We start from the raw sequence: 15,690 nt of genomic DNA, 5'->3' as shown, positions 1-15,690 counted from the left end.
TCGGGTTTGGCTTCACGACGTCCGGGCGCCCGGGTCGTCGGCGTCGCCGTCGTTTCCGGCGGCATTATCGGGGCCGCCTTCGGCGCCGGGGTCGTTGCCGGGGTCGGCGACCTCCGATGTCGTGGCCGAGGGTACCCGCCGCCAATCGGGCAGGGTCATCAGCGGCCCGATGAAGGGATCGGAGGGCCAGGTGGCGGGGTCGTCGTCGTTGGCCAGGCTGGCACCGGTGCCCATCACGGTGAGGATGCGGTCGACGACGAGACCCAATTCGATCGCCTGCTCCCCGACGGCGGACCAGATCTCCTCCGGCACCGCTCCTGAGGGGGCGACGACGTCGGAGCCCAGGCCCTCCGCGGCACGCGCCGCACCGTCGAACATGCCGCCGATCATGGCGTCGATGCCGGGATCGCACAGGCCGGAAAGATTGGAGCCACGGGCAACGTCGGCGGGCGCCGCCGACGTGGTGACGGACGCCGAGTCCTCCCCCGATTCACTCGCCGACCCGTTCGCAGGCTCGTTCCCGGCCCCATTCTCGGACCCGTTCGCCGCACTGTTCCCCGCCCCGTTCCCCGGCTGGTTCCCCGGCTCCGCACCGGTCGCGGTCTCCCCGCCGGCCCCCTCGTCCTCGGTGGGCTCCGTCGACGCCCGCGTCGGCGCCGGGCACGACCACCGGCTCGCCGCCTGCAGCGGCGAATCCACCGAACGGCCCCACGCCACGACCATGTCCACCCGCCCGTACGGCAGCAGGGACCCCGCCAGCGCCTGGTCATCCGCGCCCGTCACCCGGGTCGGCAGACCTGCGGCGGTGAGCTGGTCGGCGATGGCGCGGGCCGCCGCCAGGGCCTGATCGTCGTCGCCCATCACGCCGATGAGCAACGGATCCTCGTCGGTGACCCCATCGATCGAATCGGTCAAGTCCTGCGGGGCCTCCCCCGCCGGTCGCTCGATCGACGGGTGCACCGGCGGGATCTCCAGATCATCCGTGCGCCCCGTCGCGATCGCGGCCACCGCGGGCACGTCCACGGCGGACAACACGGCGCGGCGAACGGAGACGTCGTCAAGCAAAGGCGAGGCGGCGTTGGCATGCAGGGTCAGCTCGCGCGGAAGCACCGCCGGGACATCCACCGCACCCGGGACCAGCCCATACGTCAGGGCCGTGGTCTGCTTCGGACGCAGCCGCAGGGCCTGCAGCTGGGCCGCGCGCAACTGCTCCGCGCCCGTGACCGCGCCATCGACGGAACGGATGATCACCGTGTCCGTCTTCGCCGGGGACTCGCCCCAGAACCGGTCGTTGCGCACCAGGCGGACCTCGCCGCGGCCGACGTCGATGGACTGCGCCGAGTACCGGCCGCCCGACGCCGGGATGCCCGAATCCAGGACGTCGACGAACGGCGTCGCCGAGGGCCGCAACAGATGGCTGGGCAGCAGATTGCGGAACAGCGTCCGCCACTCCGGCATCGGCCCGTCGATGAGCACGTCCACCTGCCGACCGCCGCCGGAGACCGTGATGGCGCGGATGCGCTCGTAGCCCGAAGCTTCCGCCACGCCCGCATTGGCCAGCAGCGACGCATGCAGATAACGGAAATCGGACCCCGAAATCGGCGTGCCGTCCGACCACTGCGCCCCCGACCGGATGCGGTAGCGGATGCGCGTGTCGCCCGGGCGGGCGTCCGAGGGGTCGGCTTCGGCGGCCTCGGCCGCGATGGAGGGTGCGGCGGCGTCGGGGCCCCCGATGCCACCGTTGCCATCGTCGGTGCCGTCATTGCCATCGCCATTGCCGCCACTGCCGCCGTTGCCGCCGCGCTCACCGCCGCCCGCGTCCTCGTCCGGAACGGGCGCGTCGACGGGCACGATCTCCGCGCTCTCCAGCAGATCGGGGCTCATCCGCCAACGCGCCGGGTCCTCCGGATCGGGCTCGAAGGCGCTGGGCAGCGTCAGCTGCGACACCAGATCCGTCACCGGCGACGCATCGGCGATCAGGTGCGGGTTGAACCCCTCGCCGAAGGCGTCGACGCCCACCTGGATCCGCTTGAGCGACTCCTCCGCGCGCACCGGATCGTCGCGCCGCGGCTCTTCCTCCCCCACCGTCGGCGCGTCGCCCGGGTTGGCCATGCACCCGGACAGCAGAATCGCCGCCGCGACGCTCCCGAACAGAGCATTGCGGCGGCGGCGATTCTGGCGTTCGAACATGGGGATCAGCCTACTTCACGGGCGGCGCACCGCCCGCCCGCAAAGGGACGGCCGGCGGCACACGCCGGTTCCGGAAGAGGCGACACCCCGGCCGAACGGCTACTTGCCCTGGTTGCGGGCCTTCTCGCGGGAACGGGCGCGGTTGCGCTCGGTGGCGTTGAGGATGAGCTTGCGCACGCGGATGCCCTCCGGCGTGACCTCGACGCACTCGTCGCCGCCACAGAACTCCATGGCCTCGTCGAGGGTCAGGGAGCGCGCCTTGTCCAGCGTCACCGTCGTGTCGGCCGACGCCGCACGCATGTTGGTGAGCTTCTTCTCCTTGGTGATGTTGATGTCCATGTCCTCGTCGCGCGGGTTCGCGCCGACGACCATGCCCTCGTAGGCATGGTCGCCCGGCTCGACGAAGAAGGTGCCGCGGTCGGCCAGCTGCAGCAGCGCGTACGCGGTGATCTGGCCCGTGCGGTCGGCGACGAGGGAGCCGGTGGCGCGGTCCTTGATCTCGCCGGCCCAGTCGTCGTAACCGGCGGAGAAGTGGTTGGCGATGCCCGTGCCCTTGGTCTCCGTCATGAAGATGGTGCGGAAGCCGATCAGGCCGCGCGACGGGACGATGAACTCCATGCGGACCCAGCCGGAGCCCTGGTTGCCCATCTGCTCCATGCGTCCCTTGCGAGCGGCCATGAGCTGGGTGACGGCGCCGAGGAACTCCTCGGGGACGTCGATGGTCAGGTGCTCGTAGGGCTCCTGCAGCTTGCCGTCGACGGTCTTGGTGACCACCTGCGGCTTGCCGACGGTCAGCTCGAAGCCCTCGCGGCGCATGGTCTCGACGAGGATGGACAGCGCCATCTCGCCTCGGCCCTGCACCTCCCAGGCGTCGGGGCGCTCGGTCGGCAGGACGCGCAGCGAAACGTTGCCGATGAGCTCCTGGTCCAGGCGGGCCTTGACCACGCGGGCGGTGAGCTTGTCGCCGCCGCCCTGGCCGGCCATCGGGGAGGTGTTGACGCCGATGGTCATGGAGATCGCCGGCTCGTCGACGATGATGCGCGGCAGCGGGTTCGGGGCGTCGACGGCGCAGAGGGTGTCGCCGATCATGACCTCGTCGATGCCGGAGATCGCGGCGATGTCGCCGGCGATGGCCTCGTCGGTGGGGACGCGGGTGACGCCCACGGTGCGCAGCAGCTCGGCGATCTTGGCGGTTTTGATGTGCTGCTCGCCGTCGGCGTCGTAGTGGATCCAGGACACCTGCTGGCCCTTGCGGATCTTGCCGGAGTGGATGCGGATCAGGCCGATGCGGCCGAGGAAGGAGCTGGAGTCCAGGTTGGTGACCTGGGCCTGCAGCGGGCCGTCGACGTCCGCGGACGGCTCGGGCAGCACGGAGGTGATGACGTCGAACAGCGGCTGGAGGTCCTCGTTGTCGGGCAGCTCGCCGTTGCCGGGGTTCTCGGTGGAGGCCTTGCCGGCGCGGCCGGAGGCGTAGAGCACCGGCAGCTCGAGGTTGCGCTCGGCGGCCTCGGCGGCATCGGGGTCCTCGACGGTGGAGGCGAGCTCCAGCAGCAAGTCCTGGGCCTCCTCTACGACCTCGTCGATGCGGGCGTCGGCGCGGTCGGTCTTGTTGACCACGATGATCACCGGCATGGAGGACGCCAGCGCCTTGCCCAGCACGAAGCGGGTCTGGGGCAGCGGGCCCTCGGAGGAGTCGATGAGCAGGACGACGCCGTCGACCATGGACAGGGCGCGCTCGACTTCGCCGCCGAAGTCGGCGTGGCCGGGGGTGTCGATGACGTTGATGATCAGGTCCCGGCCGTCCTTGCCGGCGCCCTTGCGGCGGATGGCGGTGTTCTTGGCCAGGATGGTGATGCCCTTTTCACGCTCCAGGTCACCGGAGTCCATCACGCGATCGGCGACCTCCCCGTGATCGCCGAAAACGCCGGACTGCTCCAGCATGGCGTTGACGAGGGTGGTCTTGCCATGGTCGACGTGTGCGACGATGGCGACGTTGCGGAACTCGGTTTCGTTCACGTGTGGGGGCTCCTTGGAGATTGAGGCATGTGGGCCGCGGTGGGCCTAGCGGATACAGGCTACTCGCATGGCGGGGCGGGGCGCGATTTCACGTGCCGGCGGGGCTGGACGGGGGATTTTGCTTGACGACGGGCCGGCGCGCATCTCGTTCGGCCATCGACTTTCGGGCGGCCGGAACGAGCGGGGCGGAAATCGGGCGAGGCGCGGCCGCCGACGGTGGCCCACGCCACTCGCGGGTACCCCCACGGGTATATGAAGATGACGGAGCCCCTCAGAGTGACCTAATCTTCGGGACCTATACCCCACGGGGTATCCAAATTCCGGGGCGCCCCTTCCCCGTTTCCCGGACCACGAATCACCGAACCACGAAAGCGAGCGTCGTCACCGATGATCCGCGACCTCGGCCAGAAGTACTCGCCCCTCTATTTCCTGGCCGCCCTCGGCTTCGGCGGCATGTCCGTCTTCTTCTTCATGGTGTTCATGCACATCACGCCCCACCCGGACACCCCGATGCCCACCTTCGAGTCGATCGCCGACGCCTGGGCCACCGGCGGGGCGTTCATGAAGTCCGCCATCGCCGTGGGCTACGTCGGCATGATCGCGATGTTCGCCACGCACCTCACCCTGCTGGCGTGGAACTTCCGCGAGTTCTCGCGCTTCCGCCGCACGGAGGCCTACGCCACCCTGAAGTCCACCAACGCCGAGGTGACCCTCATGGCCATCCCGCTGACGCTGGGGATGACGGTCAACGGCATCTTCGTCGCCGCGATGGCGCTGGTCCCGGGACTGTGGGACATCATCGAGAACCTCATGCCGCTGGCGCTGCTGGCGTACGGTTCCGTGGGCGCCCTCGCGCTGGTCATCATGTCCGCGTACCTCAAGCGCGTCATCGCCGCCGGATTCGATTTCAAGGCCAACGGCGGCCTGAATCAGCTGCTGTCCGCCTTCGCCTTCACCATGGTCACGGTGGGCTTCGCGGCGCCGGCCGCGATGTCGGGCAACAAGACCGTCGTCATGCTGGCCCTGCTGGGCTCCCTCTTCTTCGGTTCCATCGCCGTGCTGCTGTTCGTCGTGTTCCTGCCGCTGGGCGTCATGAGCATGATGCGCTACGGCCTGTCGCTGCAGAACTCGGCCACCCTGTGGCTGGCGGTGCCGATCTCCACGCTGCTGGCGATCACCATGCTGCGGCTGCGCCACGGCCTGCAGACGTTGGAGACCTTCTCCCCCTCCTACGACGGCTCCCCGCACCCGAAGTCCTCGATCCTCGTGCTGGTCATGCTCGCCGGCGCGATCGCGTTCCAGATGACGTTCCTCGGCCTGGGCCACATGGTCATGCGCGCAAACGGCTTCTACGACGAGTTCCTGCTGGGCCGCGACACGGCGTCGCCGGCCGCCTTCACCCTGGTTTGCCCGGGCGTCGGACTGTCCGTGCTGTCGATGTTCGCGCTGCACGTCGGACTCGTCGCCAACGGCATCGTGGAGAAGTTCTCCGTCACCTACTACGTGCTGCTGGCGCTGATCGCCGTCATCGCGGCGGTGACCCTGTGGGCGGGCGTGACCCTATTCCGCAACCAGCTGTCGAAGTCGGGCGCCTTCGGCAAGTCGCGGGCCGCCGCGGAGGCCGCTTCCGCCGCCCCGGCGGCCGAGAAGGTCAACGCCTGACCGACGGCCACCTCGCGCAAATAGACGACTTCATCTCCGCGCGCCACCGCCCCGGCCACCCCTGCACACCGGCATCCCACCAGGATCCGGGACGCGCAGGCGGTGGTCGGGACGCTTTCGGGGATCCGACGCGGACACCAGCGTTAACTCCATAGCACATCGACCCCACCAGTCACACGCGACACACCTGCAACGACTTTCCGCGGGGGGAAGAAATTTACCGAATCTTTTCCCAAATGCGTTTGTACGCTTTATGATGGCGACGATTCCGTAAACGTCACCTCAGGTGATCTTCAGCTACGACCTACGAGGGGTACTTCAACCGTGGTCTCGAACCGACGCACCATCATCCGCCGCACTGCGGCCGCCCTGGGCGGCGCCGCCCTGCTGTCGGCCGGCCTCGCTCCCGCTGCCATCGCGCAGCCGGGCATCCCGACCCCGAACCTCGGCTCGATCCCGCAGGCGCCGAGCAGCTCCGACCTGCCGTCCGACGAGATCGCGGCCGCCATCGAGCGAATCACCAGCCAGCCGGGCGTTCCGGAGGAGATCGGCAGCGCCCTCGAGCGCGTTTCCAACTTCCTCACCGGCGAGGGCGACGGCGAGCCGGGCTGGGAGCAGCCGGGCGGCGACATCAACAAGTCGGACTTCCCACTGCCGAGCATCGCGCAGAACTGCATCGACGGCGAGGGCAACTCCATCGGCATGGCGACCTCGTTCCCCGGCCCGCAGGAGCTGCCGCTGCCCGGCGTCCCGGCCGGCCAGACCGGCTACATCTTCACCGGCCTCGGCACCTCCGGCGTCTACGACGGCCAGTCGAACATGAAGGTTCACTGGGTCAACATCACCAACGGCAAGTACGGCACGACCCCGCTGACCTACAACGGCGTCAACCCGGACGGCCCCGGCACGGTCAACGGCGTCGCCGACACCGGCTCCGGCATCGTCGTTTCCGTCGTCGAGGGTGGCTTCACCGCCGACGAGGAAAGCGGCCCGGCGGAGTGCAACTACACCCCTTCCGCGACCTACACGGTCGTCCAGTAGCGCTTCTCCGCTCCACGGAAACCCGCCCCGGCCTACACGGCCGCAGGGCGGGTTTCCGCGTTTTCGGGGTACCCCTCGAAAACTGGGCGCTCGTCACATTGGCTGGAATCACATACCCAGTGGGGTATAGTCGTCATCGTCGAGGCGTCCAGACGGGCCCTGACCCGGCCTGCCCGCGCACGCCACGGCCCCGGTGCCGGCGCCGACACCACCCGAGACTTCCTCATTTACAGTGCCCCTTCTTCACCTCCCTATCTTCACTTCCCGATCTTCAAGGAGACGACCATGTGCTACCCCGTCGAGTGCCCCCGCTGCCACAAGACCACCTGGGGAGGCTGCGGCATGCACGTCGATCAGGTCATGGCGACGGTCCCGAAGGATCGCCAGTGCACCTGCCGTGCGCAGGAGCCCAAGAAGTCGGGATTCATGGGCCTGTTCGGCTGAAACCGGGCACGCGGCCCATTCCCGCCGAACCCGGTCGTTTCGGCGCTAAAGTCGTGGCCATGTCCGACCTGCACGTGCCGAAGCTGGAGACCTTCGACGTCTCCGCCGCCGCGAACGTCGACCCCAAGGGGTTCGTTCGCGGCGTCGACGTCTTCGAGACCCATCCCCACGGCCTGTACATGGGGCGCGGGGCCGACCATCCCCAGTTCGGCTACCTGGAGTCCTGGCTGCTGCCGGACCTGGGGCTGCGCGCGAACATCTTCCACTCCCGCCCCGGCATCGCGGCCACCAGCCACCGTTATCTCGACGTCGCCGAGGTGACGAGAGGACCCGGCTCCGATGCCGCCAACGGCGCCTTCGCCACCGGCGATGACCCCATCACCCGCGACGCCGCCTTCGACGTGTGGCGCACGCGCGACCTCTACCTGGATCTCGTGGTGCTCGACGGCGAGGTGCGCGTCGACGACGCCGACGAGCTCACCGCAGCCGTCGCCGCCGGCCTCGTCGACGCCGAGACCGGCGCGTGGGCCATCGACCGGGCCTTCGCCGCGCTCGCGGGCATCACGGCGCACGACGGCGACGTCGATGCATGGCTGGCCTCCGTCGGCTGCCCGGTGACCTGGGCGGACGACGTCTCGCTTGCTCCCGCCGACCAGCCGCGCCCCAAGCGCGTGGCCATTGGCGCGGGGCCGGGTGCGGGAGCCGTCGACGGGGACGTTAGCGTCGGAAAGCGATGAACGACCGAAACGGGCCGACGGCCGGAAAGCGGGCAGGACAATGAACGCCATCATCGATGCGGTGCGCGCGCAGCTGTGCGGGTACTTCGAGGAAAGCGCGCCCGGCGAGGCGAAGCTGACGTTCCTCGGAGCCGAGCCCCTGAGCGTGCTGCGCTTCGGCCCGGATGCCGATCGGACGGTCACCTACGCGACGCTGGGCTGCTCGCGATCGCCGATGCAGGATCCGTCGGCGCTGGTCGCCGACCCAAATTCGGGGCCCCGCGCCGAGCTGGTGCTGCCGATCATCGGCGGCCTGGACGCGGTGACGCGGCCGCTGGCGATGCTCGCGGCGTCGCCGAGCGTCGAGGGGCTGGTGCTGCAGGACGGCGCCCTGCTGGATTTCGGGTCGCCGTTGTGGCCGGATGCCCGGTTCACGGGGTTCGTGCTCACCGACGCCGACGTCCCCGACGTCACCGTCGCGCCCGGGGTGGCGGGTGGCCCCGGTTCTCCGCTTGACGACGCCGCAGGCCTCCCCCTCGGCGGTTCACCTTTGCCCATGGGCATCGGGGCGCCCGCCGACGGCGACGGCGGCGAACCCGTCACCGTGGCGATGCTTCAGCCGGTGCCGGCGACGCCCAACGAGTTCGCGTTGGCGCGGGCCAAGGGCGTGCCCGAACTTCGCGCGCTGTGGCGCGACAAGGGCACCGTGCTCGCCGACCCCCATCGGGCCGGCGTGGTGTGACGGGACCGAGTGCGTGACGGGACCGTGTGTATGACGAGACGGCGTGGCGTGACGGGACGGCCGGACGTCGTCACGCAACCGTCGTCAAGCACACGGCCGAAGGCACGCACCTACGTCAGGCGCAGGAACAGCTCCTCGATCTCGTCCGGGGTGAGATTGCCGTTGTCGCTGCCGTTGAGGCAGCCGCGCATGGACGACGACACCAGCTTGAAACCGGCGCGATCCAGCGCCTTGGACACCGCCGCGAGCTGCGTGACCACGTCACGGCAATGGCGGTCCTCCTCCATCATCGCGATGACGCCGGCCAACTGGCCATGCGCGCGCTTGAGGCGGTTGATGATGGCCCGACGCTGCACGTCGGGGTCGAACCCGGGATCCGCTTCCGAGGTCGGAGCGAGCGACTCTGCAGCCACCGATCACCCCTGTCTGATCGTCGAACGATCCATCCGGGCGCAGGTTTCCGGCCCCGGGGCGATCCGGCGGCGGCCGCCGACCACTCGGGGCGGTCGACGGCGGCGGTGCCGCGGAAAAAGCGGGGCGCGGGTACCTGCGCGATACCTTTACATACCCCGTACCGTACCTCATGACATGTGGTTCTGAACAGATCTGTCTGAGAGAACGTTCATAATCCCTGGTGGCGTGGGCGCGACGTTCGGCACGGTCCACCTTGATTGATACATTGATGGCCATGAACGCCCGTCCCGACAGCACACCGCACCGCACCACCCCGTTCCATGCGGCGCAAGGCAGCCGGCTGTGGCGCATCGCCGTCGCCGTCTACCTGCCGGCGCTCGCGCTCAACGTGGCCACCGCGATGCTCAACTGGGACCGGATGATCGACGCCGCCATGTCCGGCACCACCGGCACAGTCGTCCCCACCGAGGGCCAGGCGCAGACGTCGGTCCTGATCAGCGTCGTTTTCGCCACCGTGATGCAGGGACTGGTCGCGCTGGCCTGCTGGATTCTGGCGGGCAAGCTGCTGCGGGGCAGCGCCGCCGCGCGGATGATCCTCAGCGTCGCCGCGATGGTGTTCACCGTCAACGCGGTGCTGGCGGTCATCGCGATGATCACCGGCGCCAACGAATCCGGCGTGTCCGGCGCCGCCGACTTCATCGACAGCACCGTGACCGTGCTCATCGTGGCGGCCTCGGCCATCGCGGCGTGGGCGACCGTGCAGTCCTACCGGGGCGCCGACAACCGCGCCTTCTTCACCACGACGTAGGCCGTGGCCGACTTTCCGCCCGCCGGCGTTTCCGGCGGCCCCACGCCCGGCAACCCGAACGGCGGTGCATCCGTTTCCGCCTCCCGCCTCTGGTTTTTCGCGGTGTTGCTGGTCACCGGCATGTTCTCGCTGGAGTTCGGTTCGGCGTTCGCGGCGATGGCGATGGACTCGGCGTCGGCCGGCGTCGTCGTCACGCTGCGCATGGGCATCGCCGGGCTGATCCTGATGATCCTGCTGCGGCCGCGCGTGCGTGGCCTGGCGGGATCGGACTGGGCGTGGCTGGGCGGCCTCGCGGCGACGATGGGCCTGATGAACCTGTTCTTCTACCTGTCCATCGACCGCATCCCGCTGGGCGCGGCGGTGACGTTCGAGCTGGTCGGACCGCTGATCCTCGCCGCCGTCCGCGCCCGCACGCCCCGGTCGGTGCTGTTCACGGCGCTGGCGTTCGGCGGCGTGGTCATGCTCGGCTGGTCGGGGCTGCGCGACCTCACCGCCGCCGGAGTCGCCTGCGCCCTGATCGCCGGCGCGTTCTGGGCCGGCTACATCCTCACCACGGAAGGCACCGGCCGCCGCTTCTCCGGGCAGACGGGTCTGGCGCTGGCGCTGACCATCGGCGGCATCAGCCTTGCACCGATCGGTCTGTTCACCGCACCGTCTGCGTTCCTCGATCCGTGGGTGCTCGGCCTCGGGCTCGTCGTCGCCGTGATGTCGAGCATCATCCCCTACGGCATCGACATGGCGGCCCTGCGCGTCCTGCCGGCGGGACTGTTCGCCACCCTCACCGCACTCGCGCCGGCCACCGCCGCCATCGCGGGCGTGGCCATCCTCGGCCAGCACCTCTCGCCGCTCAGTTGGGTGGGCCTGGTCGTGGTCGTCGCCGCCGCCGGCATGGCCCTGCGCGAATCCGCCGTCACCGCTTGACCCCGGCGGGTCCCCTCCCCCGCTTTTGCTTGACGACGCCGCCGCCCACCCCTCCGAGGCGCGTGCGCCGTGCGAGAGCCGTCGTAAAGCAACCCGAACCCGCATACCCTGGGACCATGAGCCGCCATGACGACGACAATCACGACGACTCCCGCGCCGCGGATGCGCGCATCGAGGTTCCCGAGCCGATCGCCGAGCTCGCCCGGGACGCCCGCCGCGTCGAGTTCTTCACCGGCGCCGGAATGAGCGCCGAATCAGGGCTGGCCACGTTCCGCGACGCGCAAACCGGCCTGTGGTCCAAGGTCGACCCGCAGGCGATGGCCAACTTCGACGCCTGGCGCAACGACCCCGGCAAGATCTGGCCCTGGTACCTGTGGCGCATGCACCTGGCGCGAACGGCGGCGCCCAACGCCGGGCACCGGGCGATCGCCGCGTGGTGCGCGGAGCTCGACCGCGGCGCCGGGTGGGGGCACGTGACCACCCAAAACATCGACGACCTGCACGAACGCGGCGGCACGGCCGAGGGGGCGATCGCCCACCTGCACGGCAGCCTGTTCGCGTTCCGCTGCGACCATTGCGGCGCGGCGGCGGGCGAGCCGGAGCTTCCCGACGAGCCCATCGAACACCTCATGCCGCCCTTTTGCGACGCCTGCCAGCTCGGTTTCGTGCGCCCCGGCGTCGTGTGGTTCGGCGAGTCGCTGCCGGTACCGGAATGGACGGACGCCGAGACGCACGCGCGACACTGCGACCTGATGGTCGTGGTGGGCACGTCCGGCGTGGTGTTCCCCGCCGCGGGTCTGCCGCTGATGGCGGTGTCGGCGGGGATCCCGGTCATCGAGATTTCGCCCGAAGACACCGATTTCACCCCGCATGCGACGTATTCGTGGCGGACGACCGCCGCCACCGGGTTGCCGGCGTTGGCGGCGGCCGCCGGCGTTGACGTGGGCGCGTAGCGGCGCTGCGTCGTCGGCGTGGTGATCGAGGGACCGCCCCACCGCCCACTGACCAAACCCCGAAACGGCCGCACCGTCTGCTGTGCAGACCCCGAAAGGAGCTCACCGTCTGCTGCTCAAACCCCGAAACGACCAGCCATTGAGCCAAAACCCGAAAGGAGAACCCCGAAATCAACTCTGATCTCGGGGTTTAGAGGCCGTTTCCGAGCTCCTTTCGGGGTATTGATCTCGGGGTTTGCGGCGGCGCGTCGTCCACCCGGGGTTTGCGGTTACGCGTCGTCCACCCGGGGCAAGCTCGGGCGGCACTCGCTTCTCCGCGGGTGCCCTTTCGCAAACCACGGGGTCTAAACAACGGGGTCACCGAAATCGGAGGCCCAAACCACGGGTTCACCACTGACCCCGTGGTGTAGACCCCGTGGTTTGGAGAATTGGCGGGTCGCGGGTCCTCCCGCGGTGTGGGCCCGGTGGCGCGGCGGGGTGCCCGGAGATGCGCGAAGCCCCCGCCGGACTCGATTGCCCGGCGGGGGCTTCTTCACCGCTGATCAACGGCGGGGGCGGGGCACGTAAACGACTGCGCCACTCCCCCACGGAGAGGCGCGGCCGAACGGCGCCCGCCTCTAGCGCTTGGCGGCCTTGCCCTCGGCGAGGACCTGGCGGCCGGCGACCATGCGGCAGATCTGGTTGGTGCCCTCGTAGATCTGGGTGATCTTGGCATCGCGCATCATGCGCTCGACCGGGAAGTCGCGGGTGAAGCCGTAGCCGCCGAGCAGCTGCACGGCATCGGTGGTGACCTCCATGGCGATGTCCGACGCGTAGGTCTTCGCGGCGGCGGCCATCAGGCCAAGCTTCGATCCACCGTCGGCGGAACCGCGCTCCGCGTTGGCGGCGGCGGTGTACACCATCAGGCGGGCGGCCTCGATCTTCATGCGCATGTCGGCGAGCATGAACTGGGTGTTCTGGAACGCCGAGATCGGCTTGCCGAACTGCTCGCGCTCCAGCACGTAACCCACGGCGTAGTCGTACGCGCCCTGCGCCAGGCCCAGCGCCTGAGCACCGATGGTCGGGCGGGTGTGGTCGAGGGTCTCCAGGGCGGTCTTGAAGCCGGTGCCCTCCTCGCCGATGATGCGGTCACCCGGGATGCGGCAGTCCTCGAAGTAGAGCTCGGCGGTCGGCGAGCCCTTGATGCCCATCTTCTTTTCCAGGCCGCCGACGCGGAAGCCCTCGTCGTCGGAGCGCACCATGAACGCGGAGATGCCGTTGGCGCCCTTCTCCGGGTCGGTGACGGCCATGACGGTGTACCACAGCGACTTGCCGCCGTTGGTGATGAAGCACTTCGAGCCGTTGAGCACCCAGTCGTCGCCGTCGCGGACGGCGCGGGTCTTCATGGCGCCGGCGTCGGAGCCCGCGCCACGCTCGGTGAGGGCGTAGGACGCCATCTCACCGTTGGCGATGTCCGGCAGCACCTGCTGCTTGAGCTCCTCGGAGCCCTTGAGGATCAGGCCCATAGTGCCCAGCTTGTTCACGGCCGGGATCAGTGACGCGGAGCCGCAGACGCGGGCGATTTCCTCGATGACGATGGTTGCGGCGACCGAGTCGGCGCCCTGCCCGCCGTACTCCTCCGGCACGTGGATTGCGTTGAAGCCCGCGGCGTTGAGGGCGTCGAGGGCCTCCTGGGGGAAGCGCTCGTTCTCGTCGACGTCGGCCGCGTGGGGGGCGATCTCCTTTTCGGCGAGGTCGCGGATGACGGCTCGCAGCTCCTGGTGCTCTTCGGGCAGCTGGAACAGGTCGAATCCGGGGGTAAGTGCCATGTCGGGTGATCCTCCGTGCGGTGGGTTCGGTTGGTCGGCCCCCAAGCATAATGATTAACGGCAATTCACGGGAAGGTTTTCGTGGCCTGCGTCACCACCCGGGGGGATTTTCCGGGCTCGGCCCCTTTTTTGCTCCGCTTCCCGTGCCCCGTCATTTCGGCTTGACGACGGCCCACGCACCGAAGACCGCCGTGCCCACCGCGATGCCCGGCGCGGGCCACCACGTGCCGAGGGCCAGGAACTCGCGGAGCATGGAGGTCGCCCAGTACTGGGGCGGGGTCGGCGATCCTTCGACGCGCCACCCGGCGTGGCCGGCGCGGCGGGCCAGCGAGCCTGCGCGGAACACGTGGAAGTCGCTGGTGACCACGGTGACGGGGCCGCGGTCGACCATGGGCGCGGCGTTGGCCAGGTTCTCCAGCGTCGACGTCGATCGAGGTTCCAAGCGGACGTCGGTCAGCCCGCGGTCGCGCAGCCACCCGGACATGACCTCGGCCTCCGATGGCCCACCGTCTTCGCCGATGCCGCCGCAGCAGATGACGGTGGCGGGCCCGGGTGCCCGGCGCGCCACCCGTTCCGCCAGTTCCAGCCGGTAGCGCAGCAGCGAGGAGGGGCGGCCGTCGCGGAGCGCGCACCCGAGCACGACGACGGTGCCGGCCGGCCCCGTGTCCCGGCGCGCCCAGGTGCGCCGGGCGACGTCGAAGATCGGGAGCATGACGCCGGGCACCGCTGCGGCGGAGAGGAAAGCGGCGGCGGCCATTTCGATGACGGCAGGCGGGAAACCGGCAGATGGCAAACCGGCAGGAGGGGAACCGGCGGATGGGAATCCGGCGGCAGCGGTCCCGGCGGCCGCCGTCTGGCCGACGGCAGTTCGCGAACGCCGGCGAACCACGCGGCTCCCCACGCCCCGGCCCACCACTTTCGCGGCGGCGATCGTGGCCGCACCGTAGACCACGCCCGCGGCGGGCAACCCCCACGCCGGCGGCCTGCGGTTGGGCAGCTTCGGCGGCCGCATCAGCGGATCCCGCCAGGCGACGATCCCGCCGACCGTAAGCGTCACGGCCATCAGCAACCCCGGCACGGCCGCCAGCGCCGCGAAAAACGGGCAGGCCGGCGCCGACGGCGAAAGACGGCGGAGGGCCCCTGGTCGGGCGGGCCAGGACGTCGTCAAGCGGAACATGAACCCACGCTATCCCAGCACCCGGATCCCCTCCCGGGCCCGACCGAACACGCGGCCCGAACCCCGGGGCCGACCTAGAATCGGCGGGCATGACGGACACGGATCGGTTCTCCTCCCCCACCGGCCGCACGGGCGCGCAGTGGGTCGAGTGGCTCGACGGGCGCGGGGCGCGGGAGATGGCGCACGCGGACATCGCGACGCTGGTGCTGGCCGAGATCACCGCGGCTGCCCGGAAACTCGGCGACGGGTCGAAATCGTCGAACCCCGAATGGTGGGCCCAGGGCGTGGCGGTGCACTACGAGCAGGCCATCGGCCGCCGCAGCGTCGGCCAGCGTTGCGACGGCGCATGGTCGGCCTCGGCGTCGAAGACCCTGCCCGGCGACATGGACGCCGTGCGCGACCGCTTCGCCGCCCACATGTCCGGCGTGTTCGCCGACCGCGGCGGCCTGCACCCCGACGCTGGCGGCGACCCGGTGCCCGCCGACGACGAGCCCGGTACCTCCGACACCGAGAAGTGGCGCTACTGGCGCTGCCCCATGTCCGACGGCTCCCGCATCGCCGTGACCGTGCAGACGAAGGCCCCGGGCAAGGACGGCGCCGTGAAGTCGACGCTGGCGGTCAACCACGATTCGCTTGCCGACGAGCCCGCCCGCGACCGCGTCAAAGCCTGGTGGAAGGAAGTGCTGGCCGATCTTGCGGCGGAGATGAAGGCCGAGGCGACGAAGTAGGCGGCTGCGCCTATGCCGCGCCCGAATGGGCGAAGAGGCGGCGAAGCGGGAGCGGGGCCCCGACACGGAA

14 protein-coding genes are annotated in these 15,690 nt (G+C 70.0%); 9 read left to right on the top strand and 5 right to left on the bottom strand.

Going from position 1 to position 15,690, the window contains the following annotated elements; genetic code table 11:
* Positions 1–12: 12 nt before the first annotated feature.
* The gene (locus CX1_RS04835) at positions 13–2,190 is read right to left on the bottom strand and encodes an ABC transporter substrate-binding protein (RefSeq protein ID WP_060925342.1); all 2,178 of its coding nucleotides are present in this window, start codon (positions 2,188–2,190) and stop codon (positions 13–15) included.
* Positions 2,191–2,289: 99 nt separating this feature from the next.
* Positions 2,290–4,206: a translational GTPase TypA gene (gene typA / locus CX1_RS04830; RefSeq protein ID WP_046650294.1), complete on the bottom strand. Its 1,917-nt coding sequence runs from the start codon at positions 4,204–4,206 to the stop codon at positions 2,290–2,292.
* Positions 4,207–4,593: 387 nt separating this feature from the next.
* Between typA and CX1_RS04825 the strand changes: the two genes are divergently transcribed.
* The 5 genes from CX1_RS04825 (at position 4,594) to CX1_RS04810 (ending at position 8,811) form a co-directional block, all read left to right on the top strand.
* Positions 4,594–5,868 (top strand): TsoY family (seleno)protein, encoded by a 1,275-nt coding sequence (locus CX1_RS04825; protein WP_046650293.1) that lies wholly within the window; start codon positions 4,594–4,596, stop codon positions 5,866–5,868.
* Positions 5,869–6,192: 324 nt separating this feature from the next.
* A complete protein-coding gene (locus CX1_RS04820) occupies positions 6,193–6,909 on the top strand; it encodes an Rv1157c family protein (protein WP_046650292.1) in 717 nt (238 codons plus the stop codon).
* Between the two features lie 285 nt (positions 6,910–7,194).
* The gene (locus tag CX1_RS12520; RefSeq protein ID WP_162836783.1) at positions 7,195–7,353 is read left to right on the top strand and encodes a DUF8730 family Cys-rich protein; all 159 of its coding nucleotides are present in this window, start codon (positions 7,195–7,197) and stop codon (positions 7,351–7,353) included.
* 59 nt (positions 7,354–7,412) lie between these two features.
* On the top strand, positions 7,413–8,090 hold the full coding sequence (locus CX1_RS04815) for a ribonuclease FAU-1 family protein (RefSeq protein ID WP_082719149.1): 678 nt from the start codon (positions 7,413–7,415) through the stop codon (positions 8,088–8,090).
* A gap of 40 nt (positions 8,091–8,130) precedes the next feature.
* Positions 8,131–8,811, top strand: coding sequence for a suppressor of fused domain protein (locus tag CX1_RS04810; RefSeq protein WP_046650319.1), 681 nt, complete (start codon positions 8,131–8,133; stop codon positions 8,809–8,811).
* Positions 8,812–8,921: 110 nt separating this feature from the next.
* Here CX1_RS04810 and CX1_RS04805 read toward each other — a convergent pair whose 3' ends face one another.
* Positions 8,922–9,167, bottom strand: a complete 246-nt coding sequence (locus CX1_RS04805; RefSeq protein WP_046650318.1) for a metal-sensitive transcriptional regulator — start codon at positions 9,165–9,167, stop codon at positions 8,922–8,924.
* Between the two features lie 332 nt (positions 9,168–9,499).
* On the opposite strand from CX1_RS04805, the gene CX1_RS04800 reads away from it, so the two are divergent.
* From CX1_RS04800 to CX1_RS04790, 3 genes are all read left to right on the top strand, one after another.
* Positions 9,500–10,033 (top strand): hypothetical protein, encoded by a 534-nt coding sequence (locus CX1_RS04800; RefSeq protein ID WP_146780609.1) that lies wholly within the window; start codon positions 9,500–9,502, stop codon positions 10,031–10,033.
* A 3-nt stretch (positions 10,034–10,036) separates the two neighbouring features.
* Positions 10,037–10,954, top strand: coding sequence for an EamA family transporter (locus tag CX1_RS04795; protein ID WP_046650290.1), 918 nt, complete (start codon positions 10,037–10,039; stop codon positions 10,952–10,954).
* A gap of 116 nt (positions 10,955–11,070) precedes the next feature.
* Positions 11,071–11,907 carry an NAD-dependent deacylase gene (locus tag CX1_RS04790; RefSeq protein WP_046650289.1) on the top strand — a complete coding sequence of 279 codons (837 nt, stop codon included), beginning with the start codon at positions 11,071–11,073 and terminating at the stop codon, positions 11,905–11,907.
* A gap of 617 nt (positions 11,908–12,524) precedes the next feature.
* Here CX1_RS04790 and CX1_RS04785 read toward each other — a convergent pair.
* On the bottom strand, positions 12,525–13,715 hold the full coding sequence (locus tag CX1_RS04785) for an acyl-CoA dehydrogenase family protein (protein WP_046650288.1): 1,191 nt from the start codon (positions 13,713–13,715) through the stop codon (positions 12,525–12,527).
* 151 nt (positions 13,716–13,866) lie between these two features.
* Positions 13,867–14,472, bottom strand: coding sequence for a YdcF family protein (locus CX1_RS12515; protein ID WP_169793208.1), 606 nt, complete (start codon positions 14,470–14,472; stop codon positions 13,867–13,869).
* Positions 14,473–14,981: 509 nt separating this feature from the next.
* On the opposite strand from CX1_RS12515, the gene CX1_RS04775 reads away from it, so the two are divergent.
* Positions 14,982–15,620: a hypothetical protein gene (locus CX1_RS04775; RefSeq protein WP_046650287.1), complete on the top strand. Its 639-nt coding sequence runs from the start codon at positions 14,982–14,984 to the stop codon at positions 15,618–15,620.
* Positions 15,621–15,690: the final 70 nt, after the last annotated feature.

Source organism: Corynebacterium xerosis NBRC 16721 = ATCC 373, from assembly GCF_001552415.1.
GTDB lineage: Bacteria > Actinomycetota > Actinomycetes > Mycobacteriales > Mycobacteriaceae > Corynebacterium > Corynebacterium xerosis.
Note: the sequence above shows the minus strand (reverse complement) of the source record. Positions and strands in the feature narration are given on the sequence as shown.

What these genes read in the sequence shown, in the direction of transcription:
- CX1_RS12515 (WP_169793208.1), bottom strand. Translation starts at nt 14,472, where the DNA reads ATGGCCGCCGCCGCTTTCCTCTCCGCCGCAGCGGTGCCCGGCGTCATG.
- CX1_RS04810 (WP_046650319.1), top strand. Translation starts at nt 8,131, where the DNA reads ATGAACGCCATCATCGATGCGGTGCGCGCGCAGCTGTGCGGGTACTTC.
- CX1_RS04825 (WP_046650293.1), top strand. Translation starts at nt 4,594, where the DNA reads ATGATCCGCGACCTCGGCCAGAAGTACTCGCCCCTCTATTTCCTGGCC.
- CX1_RS04785 (WP_046650288.1), bottom strand. Translation starts at nt 13,715, where the DNA reads ATGGCACTTACCCCCGGATTCGACCTGTTCCAGCTGCCCGAAGAGCAC.
- CX1_RS12520 (WP_162836783.1), top strand. Translation starts at nt 7,195, where the DNA reads ATGTGCTACCCCGTCGAGTGCCCCCGCTGCCACAAGACCACCTGGGGA.
- CX1_RS04815 (WP_082719149.1), top strand. Translation starts at nt 7,413, where the DNA reads ATGTCCGACCTGCACGTGCCGAAGCTGGAGACCTTCGACGTCTCCGCC.
- CX1_RS04800 (WP_146780609.1), top strand. Translation starts at nt 9,500, where the DNA reads ATGAACGCCCGTCCCGACAGCACACCGCACCGCACCACCCCGTTCCAT.
- CX1_RS04775 (WP_046650287.1), top strand. Translation starts at nt 14,982, where the DNA reads ATGACGGACACGGATCGGTTCTCCTCCCCCACCGGCCGCACGGGCGCG.
- CX1_RS04790 (WP_046650289.1), top strand. Translation starts at nt 11,071, where the DNA reads ATGAGCCGCCATGACGACGACAATCACGACGACTCCCGCGCCGCGGAT.
- CX1_RS04835 (WP_060925342.1), bottom strand. Translation starts at nt 2,190, where the DNA reads ATGTTCGAACGCCAGAATCGCCGCCGCCGCAATGCTCTGTTCGGGAGC.